Source organism: Silvimonas sp. (assembly GCF_031291215.1).
In the GTDB taxonomy this organism is placed as follows: domain Bacteria; phylum Pseudomonadota; class Gammaproteobacteria; order Burkholderiales; family Chitinibacteraceae; genus Silvimonas; species Silvimonas soli.
Window position 1 is genome coordinate 1 of record NZ_JARLJK010000063.1, and the last position, 24,008, is coordinate 24,008.

Genomic DNA, 24,008 nt, shown 5'->3' on the forward strand with positions numbered 1-24,008 from the left:
ATGTGTTCGATTACATCCGGTTTTACAACCATCATCGCCGCCATTCGACGCTGGGGTATCTGACCCCGGCGGAATTCGAGCTGCGTAATTCAGCACTCAGTGCTTAACCCGGTGTCCGTTGAGGCCGGGCCAGACCAATTTTCGACATATTTGTGCGAATCAGACAAACGGCGACGGGCGTCGCCTACGGGTAAAACACCCCCGGTTGCCCGGTGTACAACGCCCCTTTGCGGGGCGTTTTGTTTTGGTCGATTCTCCGGGCTTGCAAGTTGTGTTTACACATCAACCAAGCCCAAGGGGGGCGAAACAATGAATTCCTATCTCAAAACCGCACTGGTCGCGATTGTTGCCATTGTCGTTGTTGTCCGCGTTGAACCGCTGAAAAAGATTGTTATCGGCTCCTGAGCCGGTTTCACCTTTTCTGCCAATAACAAAGGGATAAACAACAATGGGCATGCTCAAGAAACAACTGAGCTTTATGAACGTGGCGGCAGGGGTGACGGCTACCGTCAATCTGCCACTCGGGCCAACCTACGAGCGCTGAGTGTTCCAGCTGGGCGGCACCACATTTACAAAGCATACATGACTGACATCCGCTTGCGGGTGAATGGTCGTGTGATTCACCAGTGTTCGGCGGTTGACCTGGACGCCATGAACGCATTTACGGGCATGGTGACAGACCCGAATTTGCTCACGCTGGACCTGACCGAAATTTTTGCACGGGACGCGATCGGCCAGAAAATCGGCGCGCTTTCCACTGCTGCCGGTGTCTCGGCGGTCGCCTTGGAAATCGACATCGCCGGTACTGCTGTTGTGCCAACGCGTTTCCTGAACACAACCGGGAGGGATGATGCATACCTTACAAAGCAGTGGTATGTCACTTTACATAAATGTATTTATATAAAACTTGGGAAGAGAAGTGCGGTTGATTGCTAAAAACCAATTCAAAAACCGGAATTGGAATTGGGGCGGTTTATGGGGGTTTACTTCACCCATGAAGTAAAGTGCGGGTGTTACTAATTACCCGCACATGAGGCCGGGGCGCATGCGCGCCACCGGCGGGGCGAAGTCAAAAACCACCCCTCCAGCGGGGGACCACGGTCCCCCTCACTCGCTTCGCTCGTCTGGATCGCCCCCTTGGGGAGGATGAAACTCTCCCCCGGCAAAGCCGGTTCCCCCTCTGTATTCGGCTTGCAGTAAAGAACCGAAGCTTTCCCCGGGTTGTAAGCGTCGCTGAAAGTTTATGCCGATATGATAGACGGCCTATTTATCGTCACAATGACGTTAATTGTTTTGTTATAATAACGTCACTGTTACGTTAATTGGTAATCGCCATGGCCAAGCAAACTGAAGACACGAAAACTCTTGAATTGATCGAGGCGCCAAAACGGCGTGGTCGGCCCGTGACGGGCAAAGCCAAAAGCAGTGCAGAACGCATGCAGCTATTGAGGTACAGGCAGAAAAGAGATGGGGTAAAAACGCTGAATTTTTCAACAAGAGAATTGGCTTTGATATTTGAATCTCTACAGCACTTACATTCAGGAATTGATTGCGTGGAAAGCTGGAAACCGGAGCTGGTGGGATTAATTGAAAAACTGAAATCAGCGTATTAGACCTTGCCAAGGTCGACCAAAAGTGCCATGACGCTGAAAATCGATTCATAAGGGAGGCCACGACTGTAGAGAGCGTGGCCTTCTTTTTTTGCCCTGGCGACCTTGTAGCGGACGTAGAAGTTTTTCACATAGTCAGCGCGCAGGGAAAAGCGGACGTGTGGCCCGATGTTCGCAATGATCAGGAGCCACAGATCCACTTCATCATCAGACACGGCGCACACCTCTTCCGGGGTCACGCCATGCATCCAGTCAGCAAAAGGGCGGTGCAGGTACTTCGAGACTTGCATGAACGCTACGCACACTCCAAAAGAGCATGGGTGTACGTGCAATTGAACCAGTCCACGTAGGCAGAGTGCCGCGCCAGACCGTCGAAGTGCGTTGTTGTGGCGCACCCACCGAGGCAGCACAGCAACGCCACAGCGGCGAAGCGGGAAAGAGTAGGGAAGCCGGTCATGACTTTCATCTCACACCCCGGCCCGGTGGGGCCGGGGTGTGCTCTTCCAGTCACGACTGGCGAAGTCGTAGGAGTAACCGGATACGGCGCAGAAGGCCTTGATGTACAGCCATAGCGGAAAGCGCCACAACATCGACAGCGGCGACAGGCGCGGGGGCAGATAGCGTCCGTGGGTGTGCCAGGGCGAAAGCAGCGTATGCGCACCGTGCGGATATTCGGGGTCGAAAATCTGCTTGGTGTCGTAGGCCTTGTAGAGTGAGCCGCCAGAACAAAACCAGCGATCAACAGAGACAGGGCGTGCCGATCTGCCCATGGTCACACGTGCCGTGTGGACTTTTGGTAGGGGCAGAAAGCGCTTGCCGGTAATCATGCGATACAGCGGAGAGATAAAGGGCACCGATACCTTGTCCAGGCGAAAGCATTCGGCGTGGAACTCGCAGAGCGCTTCGCGAATCTGGTTATCCAGCATGCCGACGTGTTGCACGAGAAAAAAGACATCCCAGCCCTTTTTACGGGCATGCACAAACCAGCGGATCAATTCCTTGCGACCGGGATCATTGAAGCTGCGGGCGTTCATCCAGACGGCCAGCTCGTCGAGAATGAGCGCGCCGTTCTTGCTCTCGTCATAGCTGGTATTGCCGTTGCCGATCACATCGAGATCGGCTGCAGTTGGCAGGTCCGGAACGCGGCTGTAAGTGGCCTTGCTGCGTTTGTTGCCGGTCAGGTGGCAAAGGTCGATATCGAAGTTGCCAGCGATACGGCGGCCCTCTCTGGCGTACTCAGCGAGCTGCTTGACGGTCATGAGTGATTTGCCGGAGCCCAGCGTGCCTGTGACGACATAAATACTCATGTGATGTTCTCCCAAGTGAAGCGGGCCCACTGGATGACCTTGAGGCCAGCCCAGACAGAGGCGTAAGCGGTAAGGCAGGCGGGCAGGTTGTCGGTAAAGATCATGTACGCGAAGCCTTGCCACATAACGCCCGGCCAAGCCAGAGAAAGACCAGACAGCGCAGCAGAACAAACGGCATAGAAAGCGCCGACAGCACTAACCGCCAACGAAACAACAAGGGCGGCACGAGCAACCTTGTGCGTGAAAAAAGTAAATAGCCAGCCAACAAAGCCACTAAAAAAGGTGCCCAGAAAGCCCATGACCACCGTCATGATTGCGCCCATGAGTTACTCCTCAGTCTTGGCCGAAGCCGTGTTGATGTTGAACGCACGACCAAGCAAGTAAATGCCAATTGCGGTGGCCACGTTCCAGAACCAAAAGAAAAACGACCGAATGCGCTCAATCCATGTGCATAACGGAATAGAAACCGTTTTATCGAGAATCGGCATGCTCGGATCGGTGCAGGTAAAGGCAAACGTCGCAAAAGGAGACCATGACAAGAAACCAGTCTGTGATGACGGTGCCGAATCTGGAACGGGTGTAGGCGGCGGAACCGGCGGGAAAGTTGTGTCAGGAGGCGGCACGGGACTCGGTTCGGGAGTAGGGGCTGGCGTCGGCTTGGATTCGGGTGTGCTGTCAGTTGTAGTGGTGGTCGTACCGTCTGGATTGGTAGTCGTGGTCGTGGTTGTGTCGGAACTGGTAGCGTCAATGCCAGTATCGTTGACCGTATTACCCCAAGGCTTGGCGTTGGTCGTAGTTTGCGTTGTTGTCGTGCTAGTTGATTTGCTGCCGTCCGGATTGGTAACGGTATGCGTAGCAGGATTTGTCGCGGGAGAAACGAACTGCGGGGAATCGGGATTTAACGCGGTCTGCGGCGCAATTGCGGCAGCGTCATCAAAAGCATGCCCCCAATCGGTTGCATTGTGCTTAGCTGCCATTTCCGCATTTAGGGCGGTATCCAAATCGGCATCAGTTAAAGGCACAGTGGACGTTCCATATGCCGGGTTCTGAAATGCCTTGATACTGTACATAGTCGAACCATTGCAGGTACTTGAACCATATTGACCCACAGAAAGAGTGGGAACAGTAACGACGCGACCTGCTGGACAATTACCGCGTTGTTGTCCATACGTGGTGACATTGGCCAGCAAATCACCAGAACAGAACGTCTTATCACTATTAACGAGATAGCAAACCGGATCGCCGTTAGCTGGATTGTTCTTTTCCCAATCCTTTGCCGAATCAAGCCACTTGAAACCCTGGTCAATCAGCGCACCAACAATAAACGTGGCAGCAATGCCACCCACAATGCCGGCTGGGGTAACTTTGCCAGTCTTAACCGCGTTTTTGAGGATATTAACTACGTCGGCTTTGGCGATCCCTGTTTCAACCTCAGAAGCAAATGAAGCGCCGTTGGCGACACTGGCGAGACGCTGCTCGGAGTTGTATAGATACTCGGCACCATTCGCAGCGTTACCAATGCGGGACGGTGTGGTCTGATTGGCGACCTGCCCCCAAGTCGTACCAGAAGGTGTTGAAAATGTGCCGCCAGAAGGCGTCTGATTCCACGTAGTAATGCCAGAAGGAAGCGCAGACGCGAAGAGGAAACCGGGGATAAGAAGGGCAAGGAAAGCGGCAAAGAACCGTACGCGGATCATAGTGATTTACCGTAACAGTTGCGATAAATGAAAAGGGGGCCGAAGCCCCCACAGCGCAACCGGCGTGGGGCCGGTCTTAGATGCTGCCGATCAGCTTGCGGCCCCATTTCCAGATCGCCATGGCACCGAGGGCACCAATAGCGACAGGAACCACTGCGGACAGCATGGCAATAGCGCCAGTGGCCACATTGGTCATGCCGGTTTGTACGGCACTGGTGATCGCCGAGTAATCGACAGCACCAGCGTCAGCAAAAGCGGCCGGAGCGATGGCGCCAGCAGCGACAGCACCGAGGGCCAAAACGTAGGAAAGGTTTTTCTTGGTCAACATGCTCAAATCTCCTAAAGAATAAAAAACAGACGACGAACGTACTGCGCGAAAAAGCCCAGGGTAAAACCAGTGGCCCAAACCCCAAGCAACCAACCGACCAACATTGCCGAACTCATGTCAGGCATAGCGTTGGCCTGATACAAAGCCGATGGCGAACAACAGCACCATGACGGCGTAAAACGTGCCCATCTGCCAGCTATCACCAGTAGCGGGGGCTGAAGCGACAGCAGAGGCAATGGTAGAGGCGTCCATCACTCAGCCCTTACGGGACTTGAACCAGAGGAAGCCAAGAACAGCGACGAGGCCGAGAACGAAGTAACCGATGCTGTGTGCGGTGAACATTTCAAAGTCCTTTTGATAGAGCGGTAATGAAGGATCGACGGCAGGCCAACGAAAAAGCCGAACGCGAGAGCGCCAAAAACGAAGATGAGCCAATCGGTCATGCCGCCCTCCGGATGTCTTCCCAGCCATAAACAGGTGCGCCCAGCTCAATGGTGCGGCGGCGAAACGGCACGATGTTCTGCTCGTTAAAGTCGGCGTAGGTCATGCCTGCCTCAAACATGACCTTGCGGTGGCGTGACCATGTCGGGCTACTCATGGTGTCCTCGACCTCACGCAGGCCCATGGCCTTGATCTGGCACCACGTGCGGTATGCGGCCATGCCAACGCCTTCCGTGTAGCCAACACGCTTGGCGGCTTCGATAAAGTTCGTGCGCAAATCATCCATTTCAGTGATCTCCACCTTGCCGACGAAATGCGCGAAGTAGTCCTGGTGCATTTTCTGAAAGTCGTCAGCGGTCATTTCGTACCAGGCTTTCGGTGAGCGTTCTCGCCACCATTGGTGCCCGATTTTCAGTTCCAGACGCAAAATGCGATTGGCCAGCTCCATTTGTTCCGGGGTGGCTTCTGCTTGAAATTTCTTTACCTGATAGGCCAGATGCGGGCCTTTGGCGTAGGCCTTGCCGGAGAGCAGGGCGGAGCCGTGGTTGAAGTACTGCGTTTCTGCGGTGTTGCGGACCTTGTAGCGGCCACCTTCGGCTTTACCGAGGTACAGCAGCGCCTGTTTCACTTCGGACAGGCTGTCGAGGTCGTAATTGGCCGTGATGTCTGCACGGGTGCAGTTCCAAAGCTCAATGCCGGGCCGAAAAAGGTACGAGCCATCCAGCGGGAGAATGCATTCGAGATGTTTCGACGCGAACCGGATCATGTCGGCTGCACACTCACGGATATCGAACTTGCCGAAGACGTTATTACCGTTCACGACGCGAGCCGGAGAGCCGGACAGCGTGAGAAAATGCGGCGTGGGGTCTACAACGAGTTGATGCGAGTCCGAACGGATTGATTCGCGGCCAACCTTTTGCCAGCGAAGCTCACCATCCGGACTGATGCAAATAACGCGATCATTCAGATTGGCGGCGCGGTCATAAACGGCTTGCGGGACGTGTTCCCGGGGCAGCTTGAGCGTGAGCCAGTCAATCAGCATGATCAGGCGACTTTTTTCAGTTCGCCGGTGTGAACGTCCGGCGCTGTTGCGCGTTGGACGGGTGTAAAGCCCTGAATGACGGTTTTCATTTTCCCGAACTCGATAATCTGCGTAACCTGCAAATCAACGTGAATCGGACCGCGTGAGAAGTCGAGGTTGTAGGACTTGGCCAGGGCAACAAGGCCCTGAACTCCGTCCAGCTCGTTGCACTCAAAGCCAACACCGGAGATGTCCATGGTCTGGCTGGATTTTTCGGCAACAGGGGTGAGGGCAAGGACTTGGGTCATGTCGTAGGCTTTGCCGGACGCTTTGGCTACGCCTTTGCGATTGACGACGCCACAAAGTAGGACTCGCATGGTTTGCTCGCTATGTGAATAAACCCAAATTTGGGCATAGCGGAAATTATGCCCAAAAATGGGTTTAGTCAATATTGAGAAAGAAAAAACAACAACCTCAACGGGGAATTGCAAGAGATGAACGAGCCGATGAACACGGTGTTCGTGCCGATAGGTCTGATCATGGTTGCGGCCAAAATGGGCTGGGACTGGTACAAGACAAAGCGCACACAAAACCAGTACAAGGCATTCCGGAAGGCAAGCAAGCCCGGCGAACGAGGCAAGGCTGACTACACGTACGATCCCAAGCAATTCAGGCAGGAACGGGCGCAAGCCAACGAAAGGCCGCTGGGAAAAGAAAAAAGACCAAACTCGACAATCAGCCAGGGAAGACCGCCACGTAGGGAGGATCAATCACCGGCATTCAGGCAGTTAAAAACCGCATGCAACGGCGATCTATCCATCGTCGAGCGGTTAATCGCCTACGAATTCAAGAAGGGCTCAAAGACCCGGATGCAGGCCATAGAAAACGCGTTTGACCGGTTGAAGCGCGACAGACGCTACGGTAGACCGTGAGCAACAAGCAAAGGAGAACTCGATGAAAACGATCAACGAAGTGCTAGATGCAGCCAAAAAGGCGCGCGGCCTAGATACAGACTACAAGTTGTCAAAAGCGCTCGAAATTAAGCCCGGCCACATGTCGGAGCTCCGAGACAAAAAACGAGCAATCGACAATCTAACCGCTTGCAGGCTGGCCGACATCATCGGGTGTGATCCGATGCAGGTCATCGCCATCGTGGAGCTAGACCGTGCCAAGAGCGACGAGAAGGCAGGATTCTGGCGAAATTTCTTGAACCAGCGTTTTGGGAAGTCCGCCGCGTCCGTGGCGCTGGTGCTGTGCCTGACAATGACGGCGGCGCTGTCAGGCTTCGGAGAAGGTAGCGGGTCGAACCTTACGGCCAAGGTGGCCAGTGCGGCGGAGGTCGTTCTAGCACTTCTGGTTCTAACGTATCTTACTTTACATAATATACATTATACGAAGTAATTATAACTGCACAGAGATACTGCTTCATACCCCGTACCCGGTCTTTTGAACACTCTCCGCAACGCTTGTCGCAGCACGACTTGGATCGGTCTTGCCAAGTCGATGAAGATCACAAAGGAAAACCCCGCAATTGCGGGGTCTGGTTGCCTTCCAGTATGAGTACTCGCAGCGCTACTTCGTTATCTTGAATGCAGGACGATGACTTCTTTGGGGTCGTATGGAGCGACTATTGCGCGCAGCCCCAGCATTCCTATCTCTCCCTGAAATCGCAATGCGTCTGCGCCGGTGGCAAAGAGATAAGCCAGTGTCCGGCCCGGGTAGGATTCCACGCGGCACTCGATGAAACCGGGTTGTGGTTTGGTGCCGGCTTTGCCGTACGCCGCTGTGACACGTTTAACCACTAGATCTAGATCGTTTTCCATAATGCGTATTGTACCGGGAAAGCGCAGTTGCGCCCTGAATGGGCTTGCCAGGATCAAGGTGGCGTTGATCATTTCACGCTTGCGGACGACTTCGGGTGGTCATATCCGGCCTGCGCTGGGCCGGTTGGACGGGAGCTTTCGTGATCAGCATTGAAAACCAGGACGGCCAAAGCTACCGTTAAGTGGGTGCAATCGCCTGAGTCAGTGCAACCCATGTTCACGTACAAAATTGCTTATCGCGCTCAGCAAGACGATGAAAAAATCATTATCCGTCAATTGGATGGCGACTTGGGCGAGTCACTCGATGCGGCGATATTGCTGCTGGTTATTCTAGAGGCTTTCCCGGACGAGCGCAGTCTGGGGAGCCCTTCGGGGGTCGTGGAAAACGCGCCAGCATCCGGCGAAGAAACCATTGGCGATGCGATGGCGCGCTATGGGATCGAATCAATCATGATCAAGCATCTCAAAACCGGCACGCGCCGCAGTATTGCAAAAGAGCAGCTGTTTCGCCCTTGATGGCGCTTCGCATGGTGGTTGGCCGTCAGGATGCGGCAACAAAAATGGCATAACACACGGTGAAGCCAATGCCTGGGGTCTGGCTTTCAGATTGTTCGATGATGGCATTCGTTGATGCAGCTTTGGTCTGGGCGCCAGGCAACGTCCCTGCGTCTAAATACTGTTTTATTCGATAGCGGCAGATAAAGGTCTTGCCGGGTTACGCGATTCAGAAACCACCCTCGCCCGCTTAACGACCCGACCGTCTCCTTGATTTGCTCTCCCAAAGAAATTTTGCGAGAGACACTCTGGCCGTTGCGCAAAAAACGCAGCAAGGCAATCACGTGTCTGGTTCGTGATTGCCTTGCTGCGTTTTGCCGGTGGCGACGGGCGCCCTTTTCTACCCTGCTATTTTATGGGTGCCCTCATTGCAATGTAGCGGCATTGAAGGTCACGTTGCCGGTGCCCGACTGCATGACCCAGCTCACGGTCAGGGTCGCGCTGCTGCTGCCTGCGGCGTAGGTCAGGGTGTAATTGCGATCGTATTGACCAGTGGCCAGTGTCGTTGTGTCGACAAAGTCCGCCGCCGAGCTATCAGACAAATGCGCCGTTAGCGTGCCGCTGCTCTTCCAGCCGCCCACATGAATGGTTAGCGTGCGCGTTGCCAGTCCTGCCGGAGCGGTTACCGAGAAGCCATTGCCGGTGTTGGCGATATATATGCCGTTTTTATTGCTACCGGTTGCGGTTGGCGCGCCATCAGACCAACTGAGCGTTCTTGGATCGTCGACGTATGTCTGCACCTTGCCTGTGCCGACCACAACGTAATTGCCTAGCTGTGCCGTTACGCCTGCTTTGCGATTCACCGTGGTGGTTGAGTCGCCCCAATGCACCCAGTCGGCGGTTCCTTCGCTGGTGAGGCTAGTGGTTGTGGCGGAGGAAGTGCCCGAACCCGTCAAAGCGCCAGTGCTGGCCGTATTGGTGAGACTGAATCGGCCCGGATTGCTGATGCCGGCTGCACTTGCTGTCACCGTGTAACTGCCGATCTGGCCGTTGGCGGTTAATGTCGGTGCGGTGGCCAGGCCATTCGCGTCAGTCGTCACTGTGGCGGTGGCTGCTCCGCCAAATGCGGCGCTGGCGCCAGTTGCTGGTGCGGCAAAGGTGACGCTTGCCCCGCTCACCGGTGTATTGGTGTTGTCTTTAACCAGCACTTGCAACGCAGTGGCAAAGCTTGCATTCACCGCAGCGCTTTGCGGTGTGCCCGCCGTGGTCGTAATCCCCGCTTGTTGCACTAGTGCTGCACCATTCAGAGTGACATTGCCAGTGCCGGACGCCATAGCCCATGTAACGGTGAGGGTCTGGGCGGAGCTGGCGGCGGTGTAGGTCAAGGTGTAATTGCGATCGTATTGACCAGTGGCCAGCGTTGTCGTGTCGACAAAGTCCGCTGCCGAGCCGTCAGATAGATGTGCAGTTAGCGTACCGCTGCTCTTCCAGCCGCCTACATGGACAATCAGTACGCGGGTTGTGGTCCCGGCCGGGGCGGTGAAGGAGAAGCCATTGCCGGTGCCGGCAATATAAATACCGTTCTTGTTCGAGGCGGTGGCGGTTGGTGTGCCGCCACTCCAGGTCAGGGTTCGCGGATCGTTGTTGTAACTCAAGACCTGACCAACGTTTGCGGTCCCGCCTGTGCTGGTAACTGTGTAGTTGCTGATCTGCGTAGTTACCCCAGCCTTGCGATTGATCGCCGCGTCGCCCCAGTGTACCCAGTCAGTCAGCCCTTCTGCGCTGAGGCTAACGGTGGTGGCCGCGCTGGTGCCCGAACCCGTTATTGCCGCGCCGGTGTTTCCGCCGCCACCCGCTGTGGTGTTGGTAAGTGCAAAGCTCGCGGGTGTGGTTGCGCCGGGTGTAGTTGCGCTAACTGCAAACGTGCCTGCAGTGCTGTTCGCCGTGAGTTGTGGTGCGGTTGCGATGCCGCTGGTGTTGGTGGTTGCCGTTGCTGTGGCAGAGCCGCTAAAGGTTGCACTCGCTCCACTCGCAGGTGCGGTGAAAGTGACCACTACCCCGCTCACTGGCGTGCCACCATTACCCGTTACGGTGACTTGCAGTGCTGTGTTAAACGCAGCACCCGTATTGGCCGACTGCGGTGTTCCGGCTGTGGCTGCGATGTTGGTGGTGACACCGACAACGGCGTTGTTGGTCAGATTAAAGCTGGCGACTACATTGGCGCCAGGCGCACTGGCGGCAATGACATAACTGCCCGATTGCGCGTTGGCAGTGAGCGCCGGTGCGGTCGCTACCCCACTGGCATTGGTGGTGGCAGTGGCCGTAGCCGCGCCATTAAAGGTGGCACTCGCACCGGATGCAGGCGCAGTAAAGGTGACCGTAACACCACTAACCGGGTTGTTCTGGCCGTCTTTGACTGTTGCTTGCAATGGCGTGGCAAATGCCGTGCTCACTGTGGTGCTTTGCGGTGTTCCAGCGGTTGCCGCAATAGTCCCTGCCGACTGGGCCGACAGTGCCGCGCCGCTGAGCGCGACGTTGCCCGAGCCACCCAATGCTTCCCAATAGACGGTCAGCGTCTGGCCTTCGGAAGCGGCGGTGTAGGTCAGGGTGTAATTGCGGTCGTACTGGCCAGCAACCTGAGGGGTGGTATCGACAAAGTCAGGAGCCGATCCGTCGGACAAGTGGGCGACCAGCGAGCCGCTGGTGTTATAGCCACCAACGTGCACAGTCAATGTTCTTGGCGTGAGACCTGCGGGTGCGGTAAAGGAATAACCGTTGCCCGCATTATTCAGAAAGAGGCCATTTTTGTTGTTACCGGTGGCGGTAGGTGTGCCGTCGGTCCAGCTAAGCCCTCTGACATCATTGGCGTAAGCCTTTGGGGTGCCGGTTCCGATCACCGAATAATTGCTGATCTGGGCGCTCACGCCAGCTTTGCGTGTCACTGCGGCGTCACCCCAGTGCACCCAGTCTGCTGTGCCTTCTGTGGTCAGATTGGCCGTCGTGGTTGCACTGGTGCCGGAGCCCGTTATGGAGCCGCCGCCAATACCTGAAGGCAGCAGCCCATACACGCTGACGTAGTTGGAGAAAGACGGCAGATAAACCTTGCCGTTCACGACAATAGGTGGGACCCATTTGGCAAAGCTGCCAGAGAAATCGCGGCCGCGATTCTGGTTGCTGGTCCATAGCACTTTGCTGGCGTCCGCTGCATCAAACGCGTAAAACACGCCAGTTTGCTGGCTGCCGTTGGCGACGCCGGTTGACGAAAATGCTGCCCACAAAACAGCGGAGCCTCCCGCCAGGCCATTGGCCGAAATGGACATGCCCGGGTCGTTGCTGATCCCCGCTGGCACGATAAACGTACCTTGCGACATGGGTGTGGTGATAAAGCTCGAACCGTTGAAGGCAAACATCTTCAAGATGTCGCGCTCACCAAACCCGTAGATTGTTGAATTGTAGAAGATGTAGTTGCCGCCCCAGAAGCCGCCCGCAGCCTGATCCGAATAGGCAAAAGTAGCTTGCCATTCCTGCGTTATCTGGTCGCCCGCGGGGTTGTATTGCCCCAGATTGTTAGTATTGAAGACGTAGAACTTGCCGTCCTTGGCTCCGGCAATACCCAGTGACGTACCAGGGATCAGCAAGATGCCGCTACTACCCAGGTCCCAGTCATTTAACGCGTCTGCGGCTTGGGTTGAAGGCGTGAAGTAATCCACGATCGCCATCCCGCTGCCATTGTTGGTGGCGATTTTCAGGATGCTGTCGCCGTAATCAATGCCCCCCGTACTGGCGGTGAAGTCGCCATTTCCGGTTTCCACATAAATGTTGCCGTTCGCGTCTCCCGTCAAACCCACCCCGCCCTGCCAGATGCCGGTTTCTCCCGCGTTGGGAGAAATGCAAAGTACGCTGGTGCGCTGGAGCGTGCTTGCGCTATAGGCAAAGATCCAGCCCTGGTACGGTTCGGTGTCCTGGTGCGAGCCGAATGCGATATAGATATTGCCATTCATCAACAGCAACCCTGGTCGTTGCCAGTGCTGCATGGCCGAGAAGGTTATGACGCCATTGACACTGCTGGGGGCAGAGCCCAGTGCGGTCCCCTGGATCAGCGTCGGAGTCAGCTTGTCCGCGCCCGTGGCCAAATCCAGCGCGTGCAGCCGGAAGTGCGCCACGCCGCTGTCGTAGGTTTCGGCAACCACATAAATCGTTTGCGAAGCTGGGTCGATAACAGGGGTGGCGGTAATGCCGATTTCTGGATAAAGGTCGCGCAGTACGCAACATACCGACGCAGGCATGGGTGGCCCAAGGTTGACCTGCCATAACGGGCTGCCGCCGGTATCGGCATCAAAAGCAAACACGGAGTTGTGTTCGGTCACGATGTATACGACGTTGTGCGTGCCCTGTTGCGGAACGCTGACGTTGGCCATATACAGCGGCTGCGCGTAAACCTGGCCGTCTACCGGCAGCGAGTACAGCTTGCCAAAGCTTTGGGCGTTTACGTTTGAAGTATTGAGGATGGTTTCGTTCTGGTTTGTACCAGTGCGGCCATTGTCGTAGTGGTATGTCGTTACCTGAGTCACCTGACCATAGGCCAGCGTCGCCAGTATGCTCGACAAAAACAGCGCGCAGCACTGCAGCCGCAAGCTGCGGAAAACGCAGATTACCCAGCCCATCATCAACCCCCAAGACAATTTGTCTATGTAACCCAGTTTTCTGCCGTACATCCGCAGCAGTTGGCTTGCGGTGTCGGCAGGCTTGTGACCGTCTTTGCCGTTAACTCGGCAAGACCGTCTTGTATTCACCGAGCAAGTCGTCGCAAACGCCAGCAGGATGTCCGCCAGCTCGGTATGCGGGTGTGCTCAATACCCGCAATAACAGATTACCAAAAAAGTAAGAGTGTTATACGGATATGGATAGACAAATCTTAAAGCGATGACAGGAAATTCCTACGGACGGCGTCCCTGCAGGATTTTTTCTTTTGGGTGAAATGGCTATGTTGTATTTCAGATGCGGTTTGTGGTCATTTATTCGCGTATTGGGGAGCGCAAATACTGTTTTTGCGTATTTTCAGGTGCTGACAAATGAATCGATGAGCGGAAGCCTGGATTAAGCATCGTTCTTACGAAAAAAAATGAGCTATAGCGAGGGGTTGCAAGGAGATTTGATCCCGGTCTGGATCAGCGCAACGCAGTTAAGTGTTTGCTGTTCGCCGGAGTTGGCGGTGGGACGGGTCGGGGCGGATGGGGGTAAGACGTTGCAACTGGCCAGCAATCGTAGTGGGTAATGCGAGGAGGCGGGTCAGTTCAAGCCGGAGTATGCGATTGCACCGGGCGCAGTCGACGGCGACTGACGATCGCGTCGGCATGGCTCATGGCGGTGATGTAATTGCCGCGTACGTCAGTCTTTAACGAAACAACACCATCAGCACAAGACTGGGTCACAACCCAGCGAGAGATGCCCTGCTCCGTGGGCTGGGACGGTTCGATGCGGACGATGGTCAGACACTCTTGCGGATCGATTTGCCGTCTGGCGAAACACTCAAAACATTTACGCACGATGAATACCCAAATTTATGCACTCATCATTTAAGCCGACTATTGATTCAGGTCATATAGGATTTCCCTTAACTTGCGCGCGGAAAAATCCTACATCTGTTCCAGTCTCCGTGGCAGAGCGAGTGTTTTCGCAGGTTCAATGCAGCGCAATCAGTAGCGCATTGAGGTACACCGACTGCTCGTTGTAGGGGTCGCTCGCCGCATATTCTGGGTCGGCCGGGTTGCAGCAGGTGGGGCTGGGTTTGTCCCATACCGACCACTGCACCACCACCAGGTTTTCCCGCTGATTGATCGCGATCATCTGGCCGTAAATGCCAATGGCAGCGAAGGTCCAGTCGCTCACCGAGGCCGGTTGCCCTTGCACCGGAGCACGCTCTTGCACCGGTATTGCTCCGGCGGGGTTGTCTGTGTTTTGCAGCGGCGCGCCGACCTCGGCAAAAATCGGGCTGGCCTGATTGGTGCCGCCAACCAGATCATCATCATAGGCCGGGCTGAACCACCACATATAACCGTACTGGCCGTTGTCGGCGTAGCCAGGTAATGCGGAATTGGCGGTCCAGGTCGTGGCGTCGGTGATCCAGTTGTCCGGCAGTACGTGTGTGCCGTCAGGCAAAACGCCGTTATTCAGCACGAACAAACCAAAGCGGCCGTAATCACGCAACGTGGCGTTAAACCCTCCCGCCCCGAACGAAACGCCATTCCAGGTCCACCAGTTGCCATTGCTCTGCATGCCAAAGGGTTGCCAGATTTTCTTTTGCATATAACTGGCCAGACTCATGCCAGTTGCGCGCTGGATGGCAAGGCCGCTCAAAAAAGCTTCGCCGGTGCTGTAATTGAAAATGGCACCCGGTGCGGCTGGCAGGCCAGTACTGGGATCGATGGCGTGAGGCCGGGTTTTCATTAAATTGAGCACACAATTCACGTTATCACCCACGGTGTCTACGCAACGCAGCAACGCGGGCAAATCGGCAGTCGGGTCCAGTTCGTTTTCGTTCCATGCCACGCCTGAAGACATATGCAGCATGTTGCGCAAACTCACGCCTTCATAGGCTGAGCCCTTGAGTTCCGGTACGTAGTTGTCGACCGGATCATTCAAGCTGCCGATGTAGCCGTCTTTGATAGCTGCGCCCATGAGCGTGGACGTGACGGATTTGGAAACCGACTTGCCATCCCAAAGCGTCGCGGCGTTGATGCCCATGGCGTACTTCTCCAGCACAATCTGGCCGTTTTTGATGACCAGTAGCCCCGTCACCTGATTGTGGGTCATGAAGTCATTGACGGTATTGCCAGTGTGGGCAGAGCCATCGGCATTGCTGCCATATTGATAGGTAACCTGGAGCGCCTGTTTCTGGATGCCACCCGACGCCACCGGCAATGGGTAAGTCACGCTACCGTGCGCCATGGTTTGAACCGGGAATAGCGCTGCACTATTGCTGAAGCCGATCACTTTTTGCTGGGTATTCCAGGAAAACATGGCTTGCGGGTCAGGCAAGGGTGTGACAGGTGGATCGCTGCCATCTGAGCCGCCACAGCCACTCAGTAATCCGAGTGCCATTCCCAATAGACCGCCCCACCCCACAAGCCCATTCAAGGTTTTGCCCATGTCCGCCCCAGCGTTTTACTGATGTGGAATTGCGAAATTGTGCTGCACGAACAATGAGAGCACGCAGGTGCTCACGGCTATCGTCAGAGGTATTCCCGAACCATGAATACCGATTTTGTGTCCGCCATATTGTTTTGATCAGGCTGGCGGCAGCAGGCGGGATTGGGTGTGCGGTTCATGCGACCAGGATCGTAAGTTGAGCTTAATTGAAATAATCTCAAAAAATGCCTTTTTAATTCAACTGTCAGTGCTGACGGTTGTAATGCAGTTCGGGCATTGAGGAGCTGGCACCTGGGCTTAACTGCCGCCCTTACTGGCTGGAATGCGACTTGGCCCCGTTGCCGTATGCCTGCCTTTGGTCTGCCCATATGGATTTGTGCTTGCGTCAGCATGGCTGGCTGCTAGTTTTACCGGTGCTGCTGGCAACCTTGCAGTCTGCTGCTGCACCAGGTGCCCACAACTGACAAAAGATGCGCCAGAGATAACTACAGGCCGCCTGCAAACAAATCAGCGTGGCACTGACAGCGAATGTGTGTCCGGTCTTTAAGCTGTATCCGCATCGCCTGTATTACTGGAGTGAGGTTAAACAGATGAATCCCGAGATAGAACCGGCACTGAGCGAAGCGGCCTGTGAAAGTTTGCAGGACCGTTATCTGGCCGTGCGCGCTCGCACGTTGGCCCTGGTTGCCCCATTGGACGCCGAAGATATGGTGGTTCAATCCATGCCCGACGCCAGTCCGGGTAAATGGCATCTGGCGCATACCACATGGTTTTTCGAGACTTTCCTGCTGTCGGCGCTGCTGCCTGACTATCCGCTGTTTAATCCGCAGTTTGGCTATCTGTTCAACTCCTATTACGAGGCGCTCGGACCCCGTCAGCCGCGCCCGCAACGGGGTTTGTTGACACGGCCCACGCTCACTCAGGTGCTCGACTATCGCAGTCATGTCGATGAATACATGACTGAGCTGTTGCAATCCGATCAATCCGGGACGGTGACGGAGCTGGTCGAACTGGGGCTGGCCCATGAAGAGCAGCACCAGGAATTGTTGCTGATGGATATCCTGCATCTGTTCGGTATGTCCCGTTTGAAGCCAGCCTACGATGAAGACTGGCCGGGCAATGCGCCGGGGCGACGTGGGCATTTCAAGCGTCTGGCAGGCGGCAAGGTCGAACTGGGTGCCGCTACCGATGGCTTTGCCTTTGATAACGAAACACCGCGGCATTCGGTCTGGCTACAACCATTTGAGATTAGCGATCGCTTGGTCACCAACGATGAATGGCTGACCTTTATGGCGGATGGCGGCTACAGTCGTGCCGAGTATTGGCTGTCTGATGGCTGGACGCTGGTGCAGAACGAAGGCTGGCAAGCGCCACTTTATTGGGAACGGGCCGGACAACACTGGCAGCAAATGACGCTGGCGGGCATGCGTCCCATTGAGCCTGATGCACCGGTGACTCACCTGAGCTACTACGAAGCCGCTGCCTTTGCCCATTGGGCCGATGCCCGTCTACCGACCGAAGCGGAATGGGAGCTGGCTGCCTGTAGTGGTGATCTCGAACAGATCGACGACGTGGCCTGGCAGTGGACACAAAGCGCGTACAGCGCCTATCCGGGCTTTCGCCCCTCCAGTAGCGCCGTTGGCGAATACAACGGCAAGTTCATGGTCAGCCAAATGGTCTTGCGTGGTGGCGCCAGCATTACGCCGCCGGGCCATGCCCGCCCCACTTACCGCAATTTCTTCCGCCCGGAACAGCGCTGGATGTTTTCCGGTTTGCGTCTGGCGCGCGACGTTGGCGCGCATGTAGACCAGAACAATGCATTTGCTGCCGACGTGGTGGCGGGACTGTCTGCGCGGGAGAAAAACCTCTCGCCCAAGTATTTCTACGATGCGGTCGGCTCCGACTTGTTCGAGGCCATCTGTGATACGCCCGAGTACTACCTCACCCGCACGGAAACCGCCCTGCTGGAAAGCGTGGCGCGCGAGGTGGCGGCAGATATTCCGGCCAATGCCGCGCTGGTCGAATTTGGCAGCGGCGCCAGCCATAAAACCCGGCTGGTGCTGGATGCTGCGCCGCAAATCAAGCTGTATGTGCCAATTGATATCAGCGAAGACGCACTGGCAGGCGCAATCACGCGCATGAACAAGAACTACCCGCGGCTAACGATTGCCCCGCTGGCAGAAGACTTCACTCGCGCCATCGAATTGCCAGACGCAGCCCATGACTGCCGCAAGATTGGCTTCTTTCCTGGCTCCACCATTGGCAACTTCAGTCCACAAGAAGCCGTTACTTTGTTGCGTTCGGTGCGTCGGTTGTTAGGTGAAGATGCGCTGATGATTATCGGCGCTGATCTGGCCAAGGATGAAGCCACGCTGCACCAGGCGTATAACGATCGCCAGGGCGTGACGGCGCGCTTTAACAAGAACCTGCTACGGCGCATCAATACCGAACTGAATGGCGATTTTGATCTGGATGCATTTGACCATCTTGCGCTGTGGAACGAGCGGCACAGCCGCATGGAGATGCATTTGGTGAGCCGGATTGACCAGATCGTAAACGCGGCTGGCCATACTTTTGCCTTCCGCGCAGGCGAGCGCTTGCATACCGAGAATTCATACAAGTTCACGCCGACATCGTTTGCTGATCTGGTCGCGCAAGCGGGCTGGTCGGTGGTGCATCACTGGGTAAGCGATGAACCCCGTTTTGCGATTTTTACCTTGAAGGTGTCCGCAGCGCACTGACTTTTACGCGGTCATTGCGACTCCATACGACAACGCCCGGCATTAGCTGGGCGTTGTCGTTCTCAGAACTGATATGCCGATATATCAATCGGTTGCGTGGTTATCACAAGTTTTTGTAGAACACCGTGGTGCCGCACAGAGCGCCATCCGGCATCAATGCATAGCCGGGTATCTCGCCGCAAATCTGCCAATCCAGTCGTTTGTAGAGCCGCTCCGCATCGCCGCCGGTAACCGTATCGAGCACCAATAGTGTCTTTTGTGCCTGCGCGCTTGCACGTTCGATCTCTTGGACGAGCGCTGCGCCGACGCCCGCCTTGCGCGCGCTGCGGTGGACCAGTAGTTTGGCGATATCAGCCCGGTGCGGCTGGTTTTCTGGCTGATCAAGCACAGCTTGCACCGTGCCAACGATCCTATTTTGCTCATCGCGTGCCAACAGCAAAATGCGTTTGCCAGAGGCCACATCCGGGGCGAGCTTGCGCCAGAATGCTTCGGCATGAGTCTGATCGATCGGCAACATGAAACTCACCGAGGCGCCCCCTTCGACGCAATCGACCAGCAAACGGCCGAGCCCGGCTATAACCTCGGCCTGTTCCAGGTTCGTAGCGCGGGAAATAGTAAAGTTTGGGGACATTGTTCTGCTCACGTTATCCAGGGGCATGAAAAATCAGTTGCTGATGACCACGGCGTAATGCGCGTCTTCGTGGTGTGGGTTGAAAAAGGCGGTGGCCTGCTTGAGTTCGAAAGCCAGGCAATCCCCGGTAGACATGGCGTAGACCTCCTCGCCCACGGTGACGTCGATCCGCCCTTTCAGTAGCCAGATTTGCTGATGCACTCGCGGCTCGCGCGTGCTGCTCTCATAAGCCACACGGGCACCGGCAGGAAAAATCACCTCAACAATCTGGATTGGCGATTGCACGCCGGGTGGTGAGATATTGCGGCGCAGATAGCCAGACTGCGGATCGCGCCATTCCGGTTGTTCGTGGCGGCGAATTAACGGCGCGGGCGTAGCAGGTTGATCTTCAAACAGGCTGGCCAGCGTCACCCCCAAAGCCACCGCGAGTTTTTCCAGCACCACGGCGGTGGCATTGCTCTGCCCGCGCTCAATCAGCGAGATCATCGAGCGGCTGACGTCGCTGCTGCTGGCCAACGCATCCAGTGACATATTGCGGGCTTTGCGCAGGCCGCTGACCCGGGCAGCAATACGGGTATTGATATCCATCGCGCACCTCAAAATCCAATATACTGGATTAATTTTGCATTATATTGGACAAAAATGTCAAAGCGCGAACAGCTAACGGTCAGAGACGGACATGGCTTGGGTTAATCTCCCTGCCCGGCTGGCTGCGGCTCAAGGGCGCGCGCCGCTGATGCAGCGGTGTTGATGTGCCACCAATCCGGCAGCAAGCGGCGTACCTTTGGCCAGCCAAAGCGGTCATCAATCAGATAGATAATCCCGCGATCTTGCTGAGTGCGAATCACCCGCCCAGCCGCTTGCACTACCTTTTGCAGGCCCGGATAAAGATAGGTGTAGTCATAACCATCGCCAAAAATGGCGGTCATGCGCTGGCGGATTTGCTCGTTGACCGGATTCACTTGTGGCAGGCCAAGCGTAGCCACGAACGCACCGATCAAGCGATTGCCGGGTAGATCAATCCCTTCGGCAAACGCGCCACCCAATACGGCCAGGCCGATTCCTCGCCCATCAACAGTGAACTGCGCCAGAAACTGTGCGCGTTCGGGTTCGCTCATCTGTCTTTGCTGTACCCATTGCGGGATGGCCGGATGATGTAGCGCCAACGCACTGGCCACTTGTTGCAGGTATTCGAAGCTGCTGAAAAATGCGAGGTAATTGCCCGGTTGTCTGGCGTATTGCTGCCCAATCAACGCCACAATCGGCGCCACCGAAGCTGCGCGGTTCTGAAAGCGGGTGGAAATTTGCTCGACCAGGTTGACCGACAATTGATCTGCCGTAAACGGTGACGGCACGTCCACCCAGGCGGTATCCGGCGACAGGCCCAAGGTATCGGCATAGAACCCGGCCGGACTCAGCGTGGCTGAAAACAAAACGGTGGTCTGACTGGCCGCAAAGCGGGGCTGCAAAAACGGCGCGGGCACCACATTGCGCAAACACAGCGTGGTGGCCGGTTTACCCTGGGCAACGCGACGGGTGATATCAAACAGAGAGTGATCACCGAAGGTTTCGGCGATACGGCAGAACTGCATGGCATCGAAATAGAAACTCTGCAGTTGTGGGCTCAATCCAGCGGGCTGCTCGGTTAAATGCTCGGTGATTTCTCCAATCAAATTTTGCAGGGCAAGCAGTAGCTTGTCCGGTGGCGCGCAGTGAACGGCATAGGGCTCGGTTTGCTCGCGTACCAGCGCGCTCCATAAGCGGTTAACCCGCTCCAGCGGCGCTTTGAGCGATGCCGGCGCCGTTTTGCGCAAAGCCTTGAGGCTGGTTTGCTCCAGTTGCGCGCTATACATGCTGCGGGCGCGCTCGAGCAGGTTGTGGGCCTCATCTACCAGTACGCCGGTTTGCCATTGATTGGTAACGCTCAGGCCGTGCAGCAAGGCGCTGGCGTCAAAGTAATAGTTGTAATCTCCAATCACTACGTCGGCCCAGCGCGCCATTTCCTGACTCAGGTAATACGGGCAAACCTGGTGCGCCAAAGCGGTTTCGCGCAGGCTGGGTTGATCCATTTGCGTTAGCGTCAGTGCGGCCTGGCGCGCTGCGGGTAGCCGATCATAAAAACCTTTGGCCAGCGGACATGATTCGCCATGGCAGGCTTTGTCCGGGTGCTCGCAGGTTTTGTCTCGTGCCACCATCTCCAATGTGCGCAGGGGCAAGCCTGGATTGGCGTGACCTAGTTTGCCGATAGCTTCGCGCGCCAGCGCCCGGCCCGATGTTTTGGCCGCCAGATAAAACACTTTGTCGAGTTTGTTCGCGCCAACCGCTTTCAGCTGCGGAAACAACGTTCCCATGGTTTTGCCGATGCCGGTCGGTGCTTGAGCCATCAGGCAGCGCCCGGTATGGGCCGCCTTGTATACGTTTTCCGCCAGTACACGCTGCCCCGCTCTGAATGCGGGATGCGGAAAACCAAGTACCTGGAGCGCTTGATTGCGCGTTTGCTGATGCGCCAGTTCTTGCTCTGCCCACGTCAGAAATGTGCTGCAGTGCTGCTCAAAGAAAGATTGCAGCGCCAATGCACTGTGACTTTCGCATTCCAGCGTTTCTTTCTGGGTGACGATATCAAAATAAACCAGCGACACATTCAGCTCGGAAAGCTGCAATTGCTGGCATAGCAACCAGCCATAAATCTTCACCTGCGCCCAATGCAAATGGCGGTGGTTCTCCGGCATGCGCGCCAGGTCGCCACGAAACGTTTTGATTTCTTCCAGTTGATTGCGTGTCGGGTCGTAGCCATCCGCCCGCCCCCGCACCAGCAGTTGCTGGTAGGTACCACTCAGGGCGATTTCTTTTTGGTAGCCCGCGCTACGCCGTGCAGTCACCGTGTTGTGGCCGGCGATGCCCTCCTGTGCGGTGGGTGCCGGGGTAAAACGCAAATCCAGATCCCCTTGTTTGGCGACGAACTCGCACAACTCACGCACTGCAACCGTGTAGGTCATTGGGCGCCTTCTGCCCATGTCACATAACAAACGGCGACTGGAATGTCGTGCTGCGCAAAGTAACTGAGCCAGCGTACCTGGTTGTCCTGCAATCGATCGCCCGGCCCTTTCACTTCAATGAGTTGGTAGCTCCGGGTGGCGGGCCAGAAGCGGATCAGGTCGGGCAAGCCGGCGCGGTTGGCCGGGATATCGGCCAGGATGCGTTCGAATATGCTGCGCAAATGCGTAGCCGGAATGCAGGCCAAGGCCAGTTCGAGTAGCGATTGATCAAGCCACGACCAGGCAACAAAGCTGGACTGGATGCCAAATTTTTGGGCAAAGCGTTGAAGTATGGTTTGCCGATAGCTGCCGCTATTCAGTTCAGCCAGGCACACCGCAAATTGTTCGGCACGACGCGGGTAAAAATCGGGGCTGTTGAGGTCGGCTGGGCTGTGATGAAATGGATGAAAAAACGCGCCCGGCATGGGATGAAAAATGGCGGGCCAGCATAACAACGCAAACAAGCCATTCAGCAGGATGTTCTCAACATAAAAAACCGGCGCTTCGGTAGTGCTCAAGTGATCACGCACCACGCACTCAACGGATGCCCCCGGAATTTGCGCGAGTGCCAGATTCAGTGTTTCCACTGCCGTTGGCGGGGCGACTTTGGGTCGAGCCAATCCCAGTGCACGTTGTAGCCGTGGCTGCATCCTTTGCAATTGCTGCAGCTCTGCTTCGCTTTCCGGCGCGCTCAATGCTTGCTCGGCCAGATGCCAGGCTGCGGCGGGTTGCCCGAGTTTTTCCAGTACGCGTACGGCACGATGGCGTGCGCCTGGGTAATCGCATTCGCCGTATAGCCGCAATGCCTCATGCAATGCTCCTGCGCGCTCCAGTTGTTGTGCAATCTGGAAAACCAGTTTGCAACGACGGCGCTCAATCCACGGATTGTCACTGCTGAGTGTGGCCAGTTCTCGCAAGATATCCGCTGGTGCGGCGCCCTCTTCCAGTTGTTCACGGCATTGCGCCAACTGCAGATAAAGATCCACTTCTTTGCGGGTTTGAAATGCCCGGCTCTGCAGGGAAATTTCGACTGCCTCATAGCTGTAGATGCCCAGGTCAGCCAGCACGAACTCGGACCAGTCTTGCCGCAAATTGCCAAAAAACATCAAACGCAAACGCTCGCAGAAGGCATCGACTTGCAGCTGGTACACATCGTCCTCAATCGCGAGGCCCCATGCGGCCAAGGATTGCGCAGCGGGCACATTTGCCATGGCCCAGTCGCGAAGCTGGTCTTTGCGGGCCAGATTGGCGGGCGCCTGGCGAGTTAATGGAGTGAGTTCGGTTTTGATGAACAGGCCGAATAGCTGGGAAGCATCCAGTTCGGATTGCCTTTTCGCCCAGCCCTGCGCCAGCAAAGCGGCAATGGCCGTATCTATGCAGCCTATTTCTGGATAACGCAGTTTGCTGCGGCGAAACAACGTGCCTTTGCGCATCACCATCCGCACCAATAGCGCTTGGGCGGATTGGGGTAGTTGCGCAAATTGCTGCAAAAAGGCGAGTTCATCCGCCTCAAGCAGGTCGGCATAACGCGTATCGATCCAGTCCAGAACTCGTTTGAAATTGCTCAGGTAATAGAACGGATCATCAAGTGTGCGTTTGGCCGCTGGAAAAACAACTGCATTCATTTCAACCCTTGTTGGTGCTACGACGGCATTTAGAACGAACGTTCTGGATGGTAGCAGAAAGGCATAAAACATGGGCTTGGATTGCCGTCGCAACCGACGAGCGCA

At 56.0% G+C, this 24,008-nt stretch carries 22 protein-coding genes; 7 read left to right on the plus strand and 15 right to left on the minus strand.

Annotated elements, in window-relative coordinates; genetic code table 11:
- From P4L78_RS05645 to P4L78_RS05655, 3 genes are all read left to right on the plus strand, one after another.
- On the plus strand, window positions 1-107 hold a 107-nt coding region (locus P4L78_RS05645; protein WP_309327294.1), incomplete at its 5' end, for an IS3 family transposase.
- Between the two features lie 475 nt (window positions 108-582).
- Window positions 583-936, plus strand: a complete 354-nt coding sequence (locus P4L78_RS05650) for a major capsid protein P2 (protein ID WP_309327216.1) — start codon at window positions 583-585, stop codon at window positions 934-936.
- A gap of 398 nt (window positions 937-1,334) precedes the next feature.
- Window positions 1,335-1,613, plus strand: coding sequence for a hypothetical protein (locus tag P4L78_RS05655; RefSeq protein WP_309327217.1), 279 nt, complete (start codon window positions 1,335-1,337; stop codon window positions 1,611-1,613).
- Here P4L78_RS05655 and P4L78_RS05660 read toward each other — a convergent pair.
- The 8 genes from P4L78_RS05660 to P4L78_RS05695 form a co-directional block, all read right to left on the minus strand.
- Window positions 1,610-1,900 (minus strand): hypothetical protein, encoded by a 291-nt coding sequence (locus P4L78_RS05660; RefSeq protein ID WP_309327218.1) that lies wholly within the window; start codon window positions 1,898-1,900, stop codon window positions 1,610-1,612. The two genes, P4L78_RS05655 and P4L78_RS05660, sit on opposite strands and share 4 nt — an antisense overlap.
- 177 nt (window positions 1,901-2,077) lie before the next feature.
- The gene (locus tag P4L78_RS05665) at window positions 2,078-2,917 is read right to left on the minus strand and encodes a zonular occludens toxin domain-containing protein (protein ID WP_309327219.1); all 840 of its coding nucleotides are present in this window, start codon (window positions 2,915-2,917) and stop codon (window positions 2,078-2,080) included.
- Window positions 2,914-3,240 (minus strand): DUF5455 family protein, encoded by a 327-nt coding sequence (locus P4L78_RS05670; RefSeq protein ID WP_309327220.1) that lies wholly within the window; start codon window positions 3,238-3,240, stop codon window positions 2,914-2,916. Before P4L78_RS05670 ends, P4L78_RS05665 begins: the two co-directional genes overlap by 4 nt.
- A gap of 3 nt (window positions 3,241-3,243) precedes the next feature.
- On the minus strand, window positions 3,244-4,614 hold the full coding sequence (locus P4L78_RS05675; protein ID WP_309327221.1) for a hypothetical protein: 1,371 nt from the start codon (window positions 4,612-4,614) through the stop codon (window positions 3,244-3,246).
- A 76-nt stretch (window positions 4,615-4,690) separates the two neighbouring features.
- On the minus strand, window positions 4,691-4,942 hold the full coding sequence (locus P4L78_RS05680; protein WP_309327222.1) for a hypothetical protein: 252 nt from the start codon (window positions 4,940-4,942) through the stop codon (window positions 4,691-4,693).
- A gap of 117 nt (window positions 4,943-5,059) precedes the next feature.
- Window positions 5,060-5,194 (minus strand): hypothetical protein, encoded by a 135-nt coding sequence (locus P4L78_RS05685; protein WP_309327223.1) that lies wholly within the window; start codon window positions 5,192-5,194, stop codon window positions 5,060-5,062.
- Between the two features lie 187 nt (window positions 5,195-5,381).
- The gene (locus P4L78_RS05690) at window positions 5,382-6,425 is read right to left on the minus strand and encodes a phage/plasmid replication protein, II/X family (RefSeq protein WP_309327224.1); all 1,044 of its coding nucleotides are present in this window, start codon (window positions 6,423-6,425) and stop codon (window positions 5,382-5,384) included.
- A gap of 2 nt (window positions 6,426-6,427) precedes the next feature.
- Window positions 6,428-6,895: a hypothetical protein gene (locus tag P4L78_RS05695; protein ID WP_309327225.1), complete on the minus strand. Its 468-nt coding sequence runs from the start codon at window positions 6,893-6,895 to the stop codon at window positions 6,428-6,430.
- A 3-nt stretch (window positions 6,896-6,898) separates the two neighbouring features.
- Between P4L78_RS05695 and P4L78_RS05700 the strand changes: the two genes are divergently transcribed.
- Window positions 6,899-7,336 (plus strand): hypothetical protein, encoded by a 438-nt coding sequence (locus P4L78_RS05700; RefSeq protein ID WP_309327226.1) that lies wholly within the window; start codon window positions 6,899-6,901, stop codon window positions 7,334-7,336.
- Window positions 7,337-7,358: 22 nt separating this feature from the next.
- A complete protein-coding gene (locus P4L78_RS05705; RefSeq protein ID WP_309327227.1) occupies window positions 7,359-7,805 on the plus strand; it encodes a hypothetical protein in 447 nt (148 codons plus the stop codon).
- A gap of 179 nt (window positions 7,806-7,984) precedes the next feature.
- Here P4L78_RS05705 and P4L78_RS05710 read toward each other — a convergent pair whose 3' ends face one another.
- The gene (locus P4L78_RS05710) at window positions 7,985-8,299 is read right to left on the minus strand and encodes a hypothetical protein (protein ID WP_309327228.1); all 315 of its coding nucleotides are present in this window, start codon (window positions 8,297-8,299) and stop codon (window positions 7,985-7,987) included.
- A gap of 141 nt (window positions 8,300-8,440) precedes the next feature.
- On the opposite strand from P4L78_RS05710, the gene P4L78_RS05715 reads away from it, so the two are divergent.
- Window positions 8,441-8,743: a hypothetical protein gene (locus P4L78_RS05715; RefSeq protein WP_283149429.1), complete on the plus strand. Its 303-nt coding sequence runs from the start codon at window positions 8,441-8,443 to the stop codon at window positions 8,741-8,743.
- 404 nt (window positions 8,744-9,147) lie between these two features.
- On the opposite strand, the gene P4L78_RS05720 is transcribed toward P4L78_RS05715, so the two are convergent.
- Entirely contained in the window at window positions 9,148-13,389 is a 4,242-nt protein-coding gene (locus P4L78_RS05720; RefSeq protein WP_309327229.1) for an Ig-like domain-containing protein, read from the minus strand.
- A gap of 1,015 nt (window positions 13,390-14,404) precedes the next feature.
- Window positions 14,405-15,823: a serine hydrolase gene (locus P4L78_RS05725; RefSeq protein WP_309327230.1), complete on the minus strand. Its 1,419-nt coding sequence runs from the start codon at window positions 15,821-15,823 to the stop codon at window positions 14,405-14,407.
- Between the two features lie 638 nt (window positions 15,824-16,461).
- Here P4L78_RS05725 and egtB point away from each other — a divergent pair.
- Window positions 16,462-18,612 carry an ergothioneine biosynthesis protein EgtB gene (gene egtB / locus P4L78_RS05730; protein WP_309327231.1) on the plus strand — a complete coding sequence of 717 codons (2,151 nt, stop codon included), beginning with the start codon at window positions 16,462-16,464 and terminating at the stop codon, window positions 18,610-18,612.
- 103 nt (window positions 18,613-18,715) lie between these two features.
- Here egtB and P4L78_RS05735 read toward each other — a convergent pair whose 3' ends face one another.
- The 4 genes from P4L78_RS05735 to P4L78_RS05750 all read right to left on the minus strand — a co-directional run bounded on the left by P4L78_RS05735 (window position 18,716) and on the right by P4L78_RS05750 (window position 23,903).
- A complete protein-coding gene (locus P4L78_RS05735) occupies window positions 18,716-19,243 on the minus strand; it encodes a GNAT family N-acetyltransferase (RefSeq protein WP_309327232.1) in 528 nt (175 codons plus the stop codon).
- A gap of 33 nt (window positions 19,244-19,276) precedes the next feature.
- Window positions 19,277-19,831: a helix-turn-helix domain-containing protein gene (locus tag P4L78_RS05740; protein ID WP_283149434.1), complete on the minus strand. Its 555-nt coding sequence runs from the start codon at window positions 19,829-19,831 to the stop codon at window positions 19,277-19,279.
- A 101-nt stretch (window positions 19,832-19,932) separates the two neighbouring features.
- Complete coding sequence (locus tag P4L78_RS05745; protein ID WP_309327233.1) at window positions 19,933-22,239, minus strand: ATP-dependent DNA helicase; 2,307 nt, start codon at window positions 22,237-22,239, stop codon at window positions 19,933-19,935.
- Window positions 22,236-23,903, minus strand: a complete 1,668-nt coding sequence (locus P4L78_RS05750) for a VRR-NUC domain-containing protein (RefSeq protein WP_309327234.1) — start codon at window positions 23,901-23,903, stop codon at window positions 22,236-22,238. The genes P4L78_RS05745 and P4L78_RS05750 overlap by 4 nt, the downstream gene beginning before the upstream one ends.
- Between the last annotated feature and the right edge of the window lie 105 nt (window positions 23,904-24,008).

Excerpts from the sequence above, each read along its gene's own strand:
- P4L78_RS05705 (WP_309327227.1), top strand. The coding sequence starts at position 7,359 with ATGAAAACGATCAACGAAGTGCTAGATGCAGCCAAAAAGGCGCGCGGC.
- P4L78_RS05680 (WP_309327222.1), bottom strand. The coding sequence starts at position 4,942 with ATGTTGACCAAGAAAAACCTTTCCTACGTTTTGGCCCTCGGTGCTGTC.
- P4L78_RS05665 (WP_309327219.1), bottom strand. The coding sequence starts at position 2,917 with ATGAGTATTTATGTCGTCACAGGCACGCTGGGCTCCGGCAAATCACTC.
- P4L78_RS05735 (WP_309327232.1), bottom strand. The coding sequence starts at position 19,243 with ATGTCCCCAAACTTTACTATTTCCCGCGCTACGAACCTGGAACAGGCC.
- P4L78_RS05740 (WP_283149434.1), bottom strand. The coding sequence starts at position 19,831 with ATGGATATCAATACCCGTATTGCTGCCCGGGTCAGCGGCCTGCGCAAA.
- P4L78_RS05725 (WP_309327230.1), bottom strand. The coding sequence starts at position 15,823 with ATGGCACTCGGATTACTGAGTGGCTGTGGCGGCTCAGATGGCAGCGAT.
- P4L78_RS05720 (WP_309327229.1), bottom strand. The coding sequence starts at position 13,389 with ATGATGGGCTGGGTAATCTGCGTTTTCCGCAGCTTGCGGCTGCAGTGC.
- P4L78_RS05675 (WP_309327221.1), bottom strand. The coding sequence starts at position 4,614 with ATGATCCGCGTACGGTTCTTTGCCGCTTTCCTTGCCCTTCTTATCCCC.
- P4L78_RS05700 (WP_309327226.1), top strand. The coding sequence starts at position 6,899 with ATGAACGAGCCGATGAACACGGTGTTCGTGCCGATAGGTCTGATCATG.
- egtB (WP_309327231.1), top strand. The coding sequence starts at position 16,462 with ATGAATCCCGAGATAGAACCGGCACTGAGCGAAGCGGCCTGTGAAAGT.
- P4L78_RS05670 (WP_309327220.1), bottom strand. The coding sequence starts at position 3,240 with ATGGGCGCAATCATGACGGTGGTCATGGGCTTTCTGGGCACCTTTTTT.
- P4L78_RS05745 (WP_309327233.1), bottom strand. The coding sequence starts at position 22,239 with ATGACCTACACGGTTGCAGTGCGTGAGTTGTGCGAGTTCGTCGCCAAA.
- P4L78_RS05690 (WP_309327224.1), bottom strand. The coding sequence starts at position 6,425 with ATGCTGATTGACTGGCTCACGCTCAAGCTGCCCCGGGAACACGTCCCG.
- P4L78_RS05685 (WP_309327223.1), bottom strand. The coding sequence starts at position 5,194 with ATGGACGCCTCTACCATTGCCTCTGCTGTCGCTTCAGCCCCCGCTACT.
- P4L78_RS05750 (WP_309327234.1), bottom strand. The coding sequence starts at position 23,903 with ATGAATGCAGTTGTTTTTCCAGCGGCCAAACGCACACTTGATGATCCG.
- P4L78_RS05650 (WP_309327216.1), top strand. The coding sequence starts at position 583 with ATGACTGACATCCGCTTGCGGGTGAATGGTCGTGTGATTCACCAGTGT.
- P4L78_RS05710 (WP_309327228.1), bottom strand. The coding sequence starts at position 8,299 with ATGATCAACGCCACCTTGATCCTGGCAAGCCCATTCAGGGCGCAACTG.
- P4L78_RS05715 (WP_283149429.1), top strand. The coding sequence starts at position 8,441 with ATGTTCACGTACAAAATTGCTTATCGCGCTCAGCAAGACGATGAAAAA.
- P4L78_RS05655 (WP_309327217.1), top strand. The coding sequence starts at position 1,335 with ATGGCCAAGCAAACTGAAGACACGAAAACTCTTGAATTGATCGAGGCG.
- P4L78_RS05660 (WP_309327218.1), bottom strand. The coding sequence starts at position 1,900 with ATGCAAGTCTCGAAGTACCTGCACCGCCCTTTTGCTGACTGGATGCAT.